Consider the following 12,997-nt stretch of genomic DNA (forward strand, 5'->3'; position numbering starts at 1 on the left):
CGCTGTTGCTCTACCTGCTTGATAAATACCAGCATTCAATAACAACATTTTTTATCACGAGAGTTTTATCTCAAGTCGACTTTTACGCAACGGTCATTACTGACCCTGATAAAGATCAATGTATGGGCTTGATGACGACTGGTCGACAGTAGCCTCTTCCTCTGTGAGGATAATCGGCGTCGCAGTACTAGTAACGTCTGATGTGGGTACATTATTGGCGCTCGACACTGCTGCACCTTCAACTACTGGCACTGCGGCAGGGCGGGCCAAATTATTCTCATACATAATATCGTCTTCACCAATTTTGACGCCTCTATCATCGACGACCGTCGTCAGTAACACCAGCTCTGTCACCCCAACCGTGCTATTGGCGATATCAATTAAGTAACTCTGCTGAGTAGGGGTCATACGCCCCATAATATAAACCACCCCATTATTGGTCACCGCTTTAATCTGTGACGCTTTAACCCCATCACTTGTGGCCACTTTTGCCAGTAGTTTTGAGGTGATATAACCGTCATGGACAGTCGAGCTATAGCCTTTTGAGGCACTCACTTCCAGCTCGTTATAGACGCGGCGCACATCTGGCATAGAGTTGACGACTTTTTCTACTTCTGCTTTGATCGCTTCAGTCGGTACTTCGCCTGTCAGTAACACTTCACTGTTGAAGCTATCGATGCCCATACGACTGGTTTGTTGCAGATCTTCTCTTAAGCCGTAAATATTGATTTTGGCCGTGTGTTCAATACTTCGATCAAGCAGACGCTGCGGAATGGTGCGCTCAGTCATTGGCACGCCATAAGTTCCTTCAGTACTGTTGGTTAAGTAGTTGGTGGTACAGCCAGTACTGACCACACTAGCCATCAACATCACCCCTATCGCAGTGCGACGTGATGAACCAAAAATAGCCGTGCGCAAATGCAGACGTGTCATAGTTTACCTCTTAGAGCATGGTTGTGACGATTATATAAACTCGGTTAAGTGAGCAAGTCTTAATCTAGTAGCGTTGAATTTAGCTACTTTACTTAATTTTTGCGAGTGGCGGTTAGGTTTTTGGTAACGGTCATGGCTTGCCAGCCTCTATTACCATGCGCTCGCTATAAAAGCGCCTTTGAGCCATTCTGGTTGACTGTCTGCCAGTTGCTCTTTTGGCGATGTTTTACCGGTGGTGTTATAGGCAATGACATCAAACCGGCAGTCATAATGAGCGTACTCAGGATGCTGCTGCAAAAAACACTTGGCGGTTTTAATGACTTTACGTTGCTTGCTCATCGTGATGCTGAGCGCCGCATCACCATAATCTGAACGCTTCCGCTGACGAACTTCAATAAATACCAGCGTTGACCATGCTGACCCTGTCTCAATCATGACCAAGTCTAGCTCACCGATTTTTGGCTGTTGCCAGTTTTGTGCAATCAAACATAGTCCTTGCGCTTGCAAAAACTCACATGCCTGCTGCTCAAACCGGCTACCCTGACGCTGTGTGGGTGAGGTTAGGGTCAAGGCTTTATGGAGTGGTTTATGATTTGCCATGATGTTGCTTGGTCTGGTTAACATTTCAGAATTATCATAGCACAACATGCTAAACTAGCCACTTCTGCGCTATCTACTCTCGAAATCTATGGGATTATTCACTCACTATTTGACCGAAAAAACGGTAAATAACGACTGTCTCTAATGGCGCACTATTATTTTTAACGACCCGAGGTTTTCATGTCTATCCCTACTGCGATGCCAGCTTGTCTTTATATCGTTGCCACGCCGATTGGTAACTTGACCGACATGACCCCGCATGCGATTGATATTTTAAAGCAGGCCGCTATTATCGCCTGTGAAGACACCCGCACCTCAGGTAAGCTGCTGTCACACTTCGGTATTGACACCAAAGGCGGCAAAACTGACGACACGAAAGATTTATTGAGTCATGATGCCGATACGACGCCCAAGCAAAAAGGCCACAATAAGCTTTGGGCTTATCATGAGCACAATAGCGCTGTGCAGACTCCTAAGATTATTGAGATGATCGGGCAAGGTTACTCGGTCGCCTTAATCAGTGATGCCGGCACGCCACTGGTCAGTGACCCAGGTTATCAATTGGTGCAGGCTGCACACGCGGCAGGCGTTACGGTATCCCCTATCGTGGGTGCATCTGCTGCTATTGCTGCCCTGTCGGTCGCAGGTCTTCCATCAGACCGTTTTAGCTTTATTGGCTTCTTACCAGCCAAAGCCCATGGACGCCAAAAACAACTGGCCACCTTAGACACACGCACCGAAACCCTCATATTTTATGAAGCGCCGCATCGTATCGTCGCCAGCCTAGAGGACATGGCGACTATATTTGGTGCAGAGCGCGAAGTGACTTTTTGCCGTGAGCTGACCAAAACTTTTGAGACAGTACATAAGAGTACACTTGGAAATTTGGTCGACTTTGTAAAAGCAGACGACAACCAACAGCGTGGTGAAATCGTTGTGGTCGTCGCTGGTGTCAGCGCGGCAAAAGACGCTGACGATATCAGCGCTCATGATGCACTATTGCAGCGTCTGTTAGAGGATTTATCAGTGAAAAAGGCTGCCGCGTTGGCCGCTGACATTACGGGCGTAAAAAAGAATGCACTCTATCAGCGCTTGCTTGCGTTACAGGCTGAATAGTTGTCCATAATAAAAAAGATGTAGGTTTACAAATTAATTGAGGAGAGGTAAGCAATGTACGACGTAATGGCAATAGGTAACGCGCTGGTTGATCACGAATATGTGCTGTCGGATGCCGCATTAGAAGAGACAGATCTAACCCGTGGCAATATGACATTAGCAGCTATCGAAGAGCAACAGCAACTACTGGCTTACTTCAAGCTTGCTGAGATTGAGCCATCAAAACAAGCGGGTGGCGGCTCAGCAGCCAATGCAATGTATACCTTTGCCAGCCTAGGGGGTAAGCCTTTTTATGCGTGCCGTGTCGGTGATGACACGCAAGGGGCCTTTTACCTAAAAGACCTGCATGACGCAGGCGTGGCAACCTCGGACAAATCCATACACGCAGGCGGTGTGACTGGCTCATGTGTGGTCGCCGTCACAGAAGATGGTGAGCGCACCATGCAAACCTATCTTGGCACGTCAAGCGAGATCACGGCTGACAATGTCGATTTTGATGCCCTGATGCAGGCTGACTGGCTCTACCTAGAAGGCTACTTGGCTATGTCTGAGAGCATTCAACCAGCGATGACTCAGTTGCGGCAACAAGCCGGTGTCCATAATGCAAAAATCGCCGTGAGCTTTGCCGATCCAGCGGTGGTAAAGTTTGCCAAAGAGGGCTTACTTAACATGCTGGGCAATAAAGTCGCCGTGATATTCTGTAATAGTGAAGAAGCCAAGCTGTTTACCGATAAAAAACAAGTCAAAGCCGCCGCACGTGCATTGCTTGATTACTGCCAAACAGCAGTGGTGACGGATGGTGCCAATGGCGCGGTCATCGCACGCAGGTCTGATGACGAGTCAGAGATTGAAATTCATGATATTGCGACACCAGTGGTGGCCAATGTCATCGACACCAATGGCGCTGGTGATAACTACGCTGGTGCCTTCTTATATGCTTTATCTCAACAGTATAGTTTGCCAGAGTGTGGGCGTCTTGCCAGCGAAGTATCCGCACAAGTCATCCAACAATTCGGTCCGCGTCTGGCCTCACAAGATTATAGAGATATCGCGCAACGTGTGCTAACCGCTTAGTCACTGAATGCGTGTGTGACGTGAATAAAAAAGCCCATATCAAATCGATATGGGCTTTTTTATTTGTTCGCTAGGACTGCTTAAATAATGTGCTTCATTAAATAAGCAGTCTTTAATTAAGCAGAAGCCAAGGCTTGCGCCAGATCAGCCTTAATGTCTTCGATGTGCTCGATACCGATAGACAAACGTACCATGTCTGCACTCACGCCCGCCTGCTCTAACTCTTGACCATTTAATTGGCGATGGGTCGTCGTCGCTGGATGACAGGCCAATGATTTGGCATCACCGATATTCACAAGACGGGTAATCAATTGTAGCGCATCGATAAAGCGCGCCCCTGCTTCTAGACCACCTTTAACCCCAAAGGTCAAAATGGCAGAAGGCGTGCCTTTCATGTATTTTTGAGCAAGTTCATGTTCAGGATGATCTGATAAACCCGCATACTTTACCCACGCAACCTTATCATGGTCACGTAGGTATTCCGCCACCGCCTGCGCATTCTGTACATGACGCTCCATACGTAGGCTGAGCGTCTCCATACCCTGCATAATACTAAAAGCATTTAACGGGCTAAGCGCGGCACCAGTGTTACGTAGTGGCGCCACACGAGCACGCGCGATAAAGGCTGGCGCGCCCACGTCTTTGACAAAATTGACACCATGATAGCTGGCATCTGGTGTGTTGAGTAACGGGAAACGCTCAGGGTAATCGCCCCAAGCAAACTGACCACTGTCGACAATCGCACCGCCAATTGATGTCCCTGTCCCGCTCATGTACTTGGTCAATGAATGAATTACAATATCAGCCCCGAACTCAAACGGGCGACATAACGCAGGTGTAGCTACTGTATTGTCTATTACGACTGGCACACCGTATTCGTGAGCGATGTCACTGAGTGCCTGAATATCCACGATATTCCCCAGTGGATTGCCAATACTCTCTGCAAAAACCATTTTGGTTTTGTCATCGATTAAGTCACGAATCGCTTCAGGATTTTTGTGATCAAAGAAGCGCACTTCGATTCCTTGGCGCGGCAGGGCGTGAGCGAACAAATTGTAAGTACCACCATATAGAGTCGATACCGCGACGATATTATCCCCCGCTTCACAGATGGTCTGAATCGCATACGTGATGGCCGCCATACCAGACGCCACAGCCAGCGCACCGATACCACCTTCAAGCGCCGCCACACGTTCTTCTAGCACGGCATTCGTGGGATTCATGATACGGGTATAGATATTGCCCGTGACCTTTAGGTCAAACAAATCTGCCCCATGCTGAGTATTGTCAAAGGCATACGAGCTGGTGTGATAAATGGGCACTGCCACCGCTTTGGTGGTCGGCTCGACGCTATACCCTGCATGAATCGCCAGTGTCTCAAGACGCGGGGTATGCTCATTTTGCTTAGTCGGTTGTCCGTCACTCATATTGTGCTCCTTGTGTTCATTCACTATCAATTAAATACTTAAACAGCAAAAAACGCTGAAAAATTCCTATTAAAACGCCTATTACTAAACAATAGACACAAAAAAAAGCTGAGTTAATCATAACTCAACTTCTTTATGAAAAGAATAGCCAATTATTCAGCACTTAATGACAAAAAGTTATAAGTGAAAAATATAATGGACATACTTATCGATTGATAGCAGCCAGTTAGCCTTTATTTATAGTAGGCATTCTCGGTACGCGTGTGGTCAGTATCATCAATCACTTGAGTCAGCTCGGGTATTTGCTGCTTTAGCTGTACTTCCACACCTTGACGCAATGTCATATCAACCGCTGAGCAACCTTGGCAACCACCACCGAACTTCAATACAGCCGTCAGGCCAACACCTTCTTCATCGATCAATTCAAGCAGCTGTACGTCACCACCATGCGCGGCTAAACCTGGATTAATCTCTGATTGCAACACGTAATTGATGCGCTCTTCCACACTGGCATCCGCGCCCACTTTGGGTACTTTAGAGTTCGGTGCGCGGAAGGTCAGCTGACCACCGAAACGGTCTTTATTATAATCAATCACCGCGTCTTCTAAATAAGGAACTGATGCCGCCTCGATAAAAGCAGAGAAATCAGCATACGTAAAACGCAGATCAGCGCTGTCTTCTTCACCAGGCTGGTTATACGCCATACAGCACTCTGCACGCGGGGTACCAGGATGCTCAACGAAGATACGCACACCGATACCATCGGTATCCTGCTTAGATAATAACTCCGCCAAATATCCTTGGGCTGACTCGGTAATCGTAATATTGCTTTTTGCTTCAGTTTGCTCAGTATCTAGCGCTGACTCATAGTCTGCTGACTGGTCCAACTGGCTATCAGCTTGGTTGTGCTCACTCATAATATTTCCTATACGTTATGACACAAATGCGATATCTATCAGGGCTACTGTGTCGTGAATGTGGTTATATCTTGAATTTGGTTTGATGTGATTTATGGGGATTATCAATTATCACGGCCTATCGGCTTGAAGCACTGACCGCCGTTGTTATCACGTTTTTACAAATCTATGGCGACCATTATACCGCACTTAAACGATAATTCCGACTGCGCCACTGTGATTTAAAGCACAGCGATACCTAATGACTTATATCGGTTTTTTTAATGGCACTTATTATTTAGTGACACTTATTGTTTAATGGCTTTATCTAGACCACTTAAGCAACGAAAGCACAAAAAGTACTACTATAAAAACAGCTTGTTTGGTCATTGATACGTCACCCTCTATATAAAGACAACGGCAAGCATTATCAAGCGCTCTCAACATCTAACGAACAAAGCCGTGTGGTTTGACAGACAGGTTATAGTCAATCCTAAATAAAACAGACACACACTATGCCGCGGGCTACTGGTATTGATTGCCCGTCGCGTCGAGCGACGTAGGCACAGCACGCAACGGAGATTAATACCAGTAGCACTGTACCTATTTTAAAGTGTATTAACTATGTATGACGGCAACACTGAAAAAGACCTTTTTCTACGCTTATCACATCATCACACCTCTAAACATCTTTACACTTGTCAGCCAGTGATGGGCTGTGTCAGTATTGGCCGCATTACTTATTTTTAACCAATGAAAATTTTTAACCAATGAAACTTGAGTAGTAGGAAATTGGCGCATATGAGTGACTCATCAGAACAACATTCAGATAAGAAAAACGATAAACACTATCGTTACTTGGTGTTTATCGGACGTTTTCAGCCGTTTCATCGAGGGCATAAAGCGGTCATCGACGAGGCATTAAAACGCTCGGATGAGGTGATTATGCTTATCGGCTCAGCTAACCTTCCTCGTAGCTTACGCAATCCATTTAGCGTGGCTGAGCGTGCCGCGATGATTAAGGGCGCATACTCGGCAGAGGAAGCCGCGCGTATTCACTGCGTCGGGTTAGATGATGCGCTCTACAATGACACGCGCTGGCTGCAATATGTGCAAGCTGGGGTAAAATCTGTCACAGGCGACTTACAAGCTGACATCGGTTTGATCGGCCATTCAAAAGACAGCTCATCGTATTATTTGTCGCTCTTTCCAAACTGGGCATCGGTTTCTGTCCCCAATTACCACAACCTGTCCGCCACTCCTATTCGTGACAGCTACCTGATGGGCGCGACCCCAACGCCTGATCGCACCCCAGAATCAACGCGCAAGGTCTTGAACGATTTTAAAAAAACAGCTGAGTACCAACAGCTGCATGAAGAAGCAGATTTTATTGATAAATACAAAAGACAGTGGGAGTCTGCGCCTTATCCCCCTACCTTTATGACAGCTGATGCCTTGATTGTACAGTCAGGGCATATCTTGTTAGTCGAGCGCCGTAGCATGCCAGGACGTGGACTTTGGGCACTACCAGGGGGTTTTATCAATCCAAAAGAGACGCTGTTTGATGCGTGTATCCGCGAGCTACGCGAAGAGACTCAACTTAAAGTACCTGAGCCCGTTTTGCGTGGCTCTTGCCACAGTCAGCATACCTTTGACGATCCTTATCGCTCAGCACGCGGTCGCACGATTACGCAAGCATTTTACTTTCAGCTTAAAAACGATCCAAAAGGCTTACCCAAAGTAAAAGGCGGCGACGATGCTGCTCAGGCATTTTGGTTACCATTAGCTGAGCTTGATGCCAAAATGATGTTTGAAGATCATTACGCGATTATCACCAAAATGGTTGGGTTATAGCCTTTTTTTGTCGTTGACGGCTGATACGTTATTTACCAGTGGTTCACTAATGACAGTCTGTGTCATTTATTTTATATACTTTTATGCCAACGCCGATAGACGTCAATGGTTAATCTAACCGCAGTTGATCTTCATGAAAGCAGCTGCGATATCTAAAAGCAGAGGAGTTCTGTGATGTACACCAGTAATTTGAATAACTTAATACTCAATAGTGACAGCTATAAAACCTCACATTGGGTGCAATACCCAAGCGGTAGTGACTATCTGTCGAGCTATATTGAAGCGCGTAAAGGCGACTACGATGTGGTGTTCTTTGGCTTACAAGCCTTTATTAAAGAGTACTTAAGCACCCCTATCACGCATCAAGACATTGACGAAGCCGAAATGGTCATTCAAGCACATGGCTTGACCTTTAACCGTGCTGGCTGGGAGCGTTTGGTTGACAAACACAATGGTTATTTGCCACTACGTATCGAAGCTGTACCCGAAGGCAGCATCGTGCCCGTATCCAATGTGGTCTGCCAAGTCATCAATACCGATCCTGAGTTTTACTGGCTACCCAGTTATATCGAAACGGCCCTATTACGCGCGATTTGGTATCCCTCAACGGTCGCTAGTGTCTCGCACTACTGCAAATGCATCATTCGTCAAGCGCTAGAAAAGTCAGCGGACAACACAGAATCGCTCACTTTTCGTTTGCATGATTTTGGCGCGCGAGGCGCTTCTAGCCAAGAATCGGTCGCCCTCGGCAGTTTGGCGCATTTGGTGAATTTTTCTGGCACCGATTCTATGACTGCGCTGGTTGCTGCCAGTCGCTGGTACCAGATGGATAAAGACATGCCAGCGTTTTCTATCCCAGCGGCCGAACACAGCACCATGACGGCATGGGGACGTGACGGCGAAACCGCCGCCTTTGCCAATATGATTGAGCAGTTTGGTGGTAAGGGAAAAAGTTTTTCTGTCGTCTCTGACAGCTATGACTTGTGGAATGCCATTGACAATGTGTGGGGTGGCAGCTTAAAAGACGAGGTAAAAAACATGGGCGGCACCTTGGTCATCAGACCAGACAGTGGCGACCCTGCTAAAGTGGTTCGTGAGGCGTTAGAGCGTTTGGCGGTGAAGTTTGGTACGAGCATCAATAGTAAGGGTTATAAAGTACTGCCGGACTATGTACGCGTCATCCAAGGCGATGGCATCAGTCCACAAAGCTTGAGTAAGATTATTGATGTGGTGATGAAAGCAGGCTTTAGCGCTGACAACGTGACGTTCGGTATGGGCGGCGGCTTACTACAACAAGTCAATCGCGACACCATGAGTTGGGCGATGAAAGCCAGTGCTATCTCTATCGATGGGGCATGGAAAGACATCTACAAAGACCCTGTGACCAGCCGCTCTAAACGCTCAAAAAAAGGGCGCTTAGCCTTGATAAAAGACAGCAGCGGCGCACTAAAAACCATCAAAGCTGAGGCGTTGGCCACAGTTTCTGACAATCTGCTACGGGATGTCTATATCGATGGTGAATTATTAATCGACGACAGTCTTACCACTATTCGGGAGCGTGCAGGATGGTAGCAATATGATAAATAGCAATAAAGTAACCTCTGTCGCAAGAGATGTGCTCCTCGCCCCTGTGTACTTGTATCAAGGGCGCAAAATCAAGCGTGATACCGTACGCCTACCTGAGCCAAATGGAGAAAGGCACGGTCATGTGTCATTACCAGAAGCTACCATTACGGCCAAAAATAAGCGTAAGCCAACACTAAATCTCATGATTGTTGGTGACTCGGCAGCAGCGGGGGTTGGTAGTCAGACCCAGCAAGAGGCGCTAGTCGGCAAGCTGATTCCCATATTAGCGCAGCAGTCCGATATTTGTACCCAGTTTGATGAGTTGGTCTGGTCGTTGCAAGCGACCACTGGCCATACCAGCTTTGATATCTTGCGTAGGCTCTATGTCCTACCTCCGCCCAGCCAGCCTGTTGATGTGATGGTACTGAGTGTCGGGGTGAATGACACGACCTCTAACGTCTCTGTGCATAAATGGCAACAGCAAATTAAAGACATCATTGCTATCGCTCAGCGTAAATTTGGCGTACGCGAACTGATTTTTTTAAGTCTACCGCCGATGGCACAAATGCCGGCGATACCTGCCCCGCTCAATAACTTTGTTGGCGCAAAAGCCTCAATTCTTGACAAGGTATTGCAGCAAGAGTGTGCTGCTAATGACAGCGTCACCTATATGGCAACCGACTTTCCACGGATGATAGAAGAGCACGCTAATGGCGAGCCAATTGATATCGCAGTCATGTTTGCCAGTGACGGTTTTCATCCCAGCAGCCTCATGTATGGTTACTGGGCGCAGCAGTTGGCCGAACGAATCATTCAGGTGCTTGATGCTTCCACGTCTTAGTTTTCTAGCTGTAAAACAGGGGGGATTTACTTTTAACCACCCAATAAAAAACCGCTGACTCATCAGCGGTTTTTTATGGTTTAGCGAACGACCTTTACACAATAAGTGTAAATTATTCAGCAGAATCAGCGGCTTTCTTGCTACGGCCACCGAATGCACCAAAGCGTTTGTTGAAGCTAGCAACACGGCCTTCAGTAGAGGTTTTACGCTGCTCGCCAGTATAGAACGGATGCGATGCACTTGAGATATCAAGTGGGTAGTATGGGTATTCTGTGCCTTCGTATTCACGAGTGGCTTTCGTTTTAACGGTTGAACGAGTCAAAAAGAACACGTCAGCGTTAGTGTCATGGAATAAAACTTCTTGGTAATTAGGATGGATATCTTTACGCATAATAAACTCTCTAGGTCCGATGTATGTAGCGTGATTTTTACACCATCTTTATGGTGGGTCAAACCAGCAATGACATACGTAACTGAGGCACTAAGGACATTTATAAGAATGGCAACTGCGTCACTGGCTTATTCCAGCACAGAGCACCACACCCCTGCTCACTTAGCCTTTCCCCAGCGGGAAAATCAAAACGCGATTTTAACGGTTTTCGACGTTCTATGCAAGCAGCAGTTATGAGGGTTATATGTGATAAGTTGTCAGCAAAACAACCCCGGTATTGAGATATACGGTTTATACCAGTACAATATTCCATTAGGTAAGATAACCAATCCTATCTGATGTTATAGATTAATTTAATAATAGTAGTTTAAAGGGAGAGGTTTGTCATTCACAAAGGACATGGGTAATGAGGTGAGTGACTACCTAGGCTCTACCCCCGACTGCTTTGGTATGATACGGGCTTCTCTACTAACTATTAGCCTACATCAATAAACGACCGTCAATGAATGAACGCTCAATTAATGCACACTCAATAAGGATACGCTAATGATAAACGCTGTAATGAAAAATACCGCAAAAGCCCTGCTATTCAGCTCCACCCTTGCTGTTACTACCATGGCTAGTGCTGCACTTCCGAGTCAATGGCAGTTAGACGACTCGCATACTCGCGTCGGCTTTTCTGTTGAACATATGGGATTTTCTACCGTTATGGGTCACTTTAGTGATGTAGAGGGTACCGTTCAATTTGACCTTAAAAACCCAAACCAAGCCCAGCTTAACTTTGTCATTGATACCGACAGTATTGACACTGCTTGGAAAGCGCGTGATGAGCATCTAAAAACCGATGAGTTTTTCAATGTTGAAAAATATCCTACCATGAGCTTTAAATCGACACAGGTTAACTTTATAAACCCACAACAAGCAAAAGTAACCGGTGACTTTACTTTACTGGGTCAAACCAAACCAGTAACGCTTAACCTAACGTTAAAGAAAGTCGCTAACAGTCCAATGACCAATGAGCCTGTTATTGGCTTCCGTGCGACAGGGACTATCGATCGTACGGCTTATGGTATGGATGCGTATTCTCAAGGCGTTACTACCAGCGTGCCTATTCAAATAGATGGTGAATTAGTAGAGAAAAAAGCAAAATAGTCCTAGCTTTTAGACTAAAAAAGAACATTGTTCTCTTTGATTAAAATAAAAAAGCAGCCACTTTGATGGTTGCTTTTTTGATCCGGCTCAATCATAAATCTCACGTATGGGCGAAGCATTAGTTGGTTTTAACGACATGCCAAACGCCAAGTTTGTTATCGCCATTTTGGTCGCCAACTTTTGTGTCATTGGCATAGAAGTATAAAGGCTTGCCATTCACTGCCCACTGGTATTTGCCGTCTTCACGTTGAAACGCTGCAAATTGACCAGAAGCTTGTGCGTTACTAGGCGCCATAAATGCCGGCCACGCCAACAAACATGCAGAACCGCACTCTGATTTATTCATAGAATCTTTGTCAAAAGTGTACAAGGTCATATGGTTAGTGGCATCGACTAGTACGCCGTTTTTACTGGCTACTGGCGCCGTATTTGTCGTGGTGGCTTGCACCTCATGCATGCCAGAATCATCATTACCGAATACATTGTTTAACGTTGAACACCCACTAAGCGTCAAAACACCAGTGAGCGCAGATAACATAAGCACACGTTTCATAGTAACTTCCTTATCGTTGTCATTGTCATTGTCGTTTTCATTGTCATCGTAAATTTTTATTTAAATGTCTTCTTATCGTTTATCACCTAGACGGCAATAAAGAGCGGTTTGAACCTAGCTTTGTGCCATTTTAATATAGCACATGCTTTTAGAAAGTCGGCTCTAGCCACCCCCGAATTTACAAAAGCGTATCATTTTTAACAATTGAGTATACGAGCGTCTTAACGGTACAGACGCCAGCTCTCCACCCAGTTCTAATAACAAGGTGAAGCGTATGCAAATGTGTATTGCGGTTTGCTATTGTCCATTTTGTACTGATGAGCTTAATTTTGCCGCCACTCCTCTATCACTGATAAAACCGTCTCTATTCGTTGACAAAACTCATGTATCTCCTTACGTATTTGCCGTTACTTTGCTTGTAGTTTTTCGTAGAATATCGTCACGCAAATTAAGAATTACTAAACAGTGATAGATGTGACCATTGCGGCTTAATATAAGTATTGAACTTGACGAGCTTTGCACGCATATCAGCACTCACAAACTCATTAATGAATACGCCGAGCATGACCTGATGGGGATGCTATCAAGGATACA

Annotated in this window: 12 protein-coding genes; 6 read left to right on the forward strand and 6 right to left on the reverse strand. The window is 46.0% G+C overall.

What is annotated here, in order from left to right:
- Positions 1-96: 96 nt before the first annotated feature.
- The gene (locus B2P60_RS00175) at positions 97-933 is read right to left on the reverse strand and encodes a BON domain-containing protein (protein ID WP_193005216.1); all 837 of its coding nucleotides are present in this window, start codon (positions 931-933) and stop codon (positions 97-99) included.
- Between the two features lie 150 nt (positions 934-1,083).
- Positions 1,084-1,581: a YraN family protein gene (locus tag B2P60_RS00180; RefSeq protein ID WP_286738804.1), complete on the reverse strand. Its 498-nt coding sequence runs from the start codon at positions 1,579-1,581 to the stop codon at positions 1,084-1,086.
- Between the two features lie 132 nt (positions 1,582-1,713).
- Here B2P60_RS00180 and rsmI point away from each other — a divergent pair, with 132 nt between their 5' ends.
- Entirely contained in the window at positions 1,714-2,649 is a 936-nt protein-coding gene (rsmI, locus tag B2P60_RS00185; protein WP_286738806.1) for a 16S rRNA (cytidine(1402)-2'-O)-methyltransferase, read from the forward strand.
- A gap of 54 nt (positions 2,650-2,703) precedes the next feature.
- The gene (locus B2P60_RS00190; RefSeq protein WP_286738809.1) at positions 2,704-3,723 is read left to right on the forward strand and encodes an adenosine kinase; all 1,020 of its coding nucleotides are present in this window, start codon (positions 2,704-2,706) and stop codon (positions 3,721-3,723) included.
- 116 nt (positions 3,724-3,839) lie between these two features.
- Here the strand turns inward: B2P60_RS00190 and B2P60_RS00195 are convergent, their stop codons facing one another.
- A complete protein-coding gene (locus tag B2P60_RS00195; protein WP_286738811.1) occupies positions 3,840-5,150 on the reverse strand; it encodes an O-acetylhomoserine aminocarboxypropyltransferase/cysteine synthase family protein in 1,311 nt (436 codons plus the stop codon).
- Between the two features lie 233 nt (positions 5,151-5,383).
- Positions 5,384-6,067: a Fe-S biogenesis protein NfuA gene (gene nfuA, locus B2P60_RS00200; RefSeq protein WP_193005211.1), complete on the reverse strand. Its 684-nt coding sequence runs from the start codon at positions 6,065-6,067 to the stop codon at positions 5,384-5,386.
- 780 nt (positions 6,068-6,847) lie between these two features.
- On the opposite strand from nfuA, the gene B2P60_RS00205 reads away from it, so the two are divergent.
- The 3 genes from B2P60_RS00205 to B2P60_RS00215 all read left to right on the forward strand — a co-directional run bounded on the left by B2P60_RS00205 (position 6,848) and on the right by B2P60_RS00215 (position 10,307).
- Positions 6,848-7,900 (forward strand): bifunctional nicotinamide-nucleotide adenylyltransferase/Nudix hydroxylase, encoded by a 1,053-nt coding sequence (locus B2P60_RS00205; RefSeq protein ID WP_286738812.1) that lies wholly within the window; start codon positions 6,848-6,850, stop codon positions 7,898-7,900.
- A gap of 174 nt (positions 7,901-8,074) precedes the next feature.
- The gene (locus tag B2P60_RS00210) at positions 8,075-9,472 is read left to right on the forward strand and encodes a nicotinate phosphoribosyltransferase (RefSeq protein ID WP_286738813.1); all 1,398 of its coding nucleotides are present in this window, start codon (positions 8,075-8,077) and stop codon (positions 9,470-9,472) included.
- A 4-nt stretch (positions 9,473-9,476) separates the two neighbouring features.
- Positions 9,477-10,307, forward strand: a complete 831-nt coding sequence (locus B2P60_RS00215) for an SGNH/GDSL hydrolase family protein (RefSeq protein WP_286738815.1) — start codon at positions 9,477-9,479, stop codon at positions 10,305-10,307.
- 112 nt (positions 10,308-10,419) lie between these two features.
- Here the strand turns inward: B2P60_RS00215 and B2P60_RS00220 are convergent, their stop codons facing one another.
- Positions 10,420-10,698, reverse strand: coding sequence for a type B 50S ribosomal protein L31 (locus B2P60_RS00220; RefSeq protein ID WP_193005207.1), 279 nt, complete (start codon positions 10,696-10,698; stop codon positions 10,420-10,422).
- Positions 10,699-11,244: 546 nt separating this feature from the next.
- Here B2P60_RS00220 and B2P60_RS00225 point away from each other — a divergent pair.
- The gene (locus B2P60_RS00225; RefSeq protein ID WP_286738816.1) at positions 11,245-11,850 is read left to right on the forward strand and encodes a YceI family protein; all 606 of its coding nucleotides are present in this window, start codon (positions 11,245-11,247) and stop codon (positions 11,848-11,850) included.
- 118 nt (positions 11,851-11,968) lie between these two features.
- Here B2P60_RS00225 and B2P60_RS00230 read toward each other — a convergent pair whose 3' ends face one another.
- On the reverse strand, positions 11,969-12,403 hold the full coding sequence (locus B2P60_RS00230; protein WP_286738817.1) for a hypothetical protein: 435 nt from the start codon (positions 12,401-12,403) through the stop codon (positions 11,969-11,971).
- Positions 12,404-12,997: the final 594 nt, after the last annotated feature.

It is taken from the genome of Psychrobacter sp. UBA3068 (genome assembly GCF_002366815.1).
Classification (GTDB): Bacteria; Pseudomonadota; Gammaproteobacteria; order Pseudomonadales; family Moraxellaceae; genus Psychrobacter; species Psychrobacter namhaensis.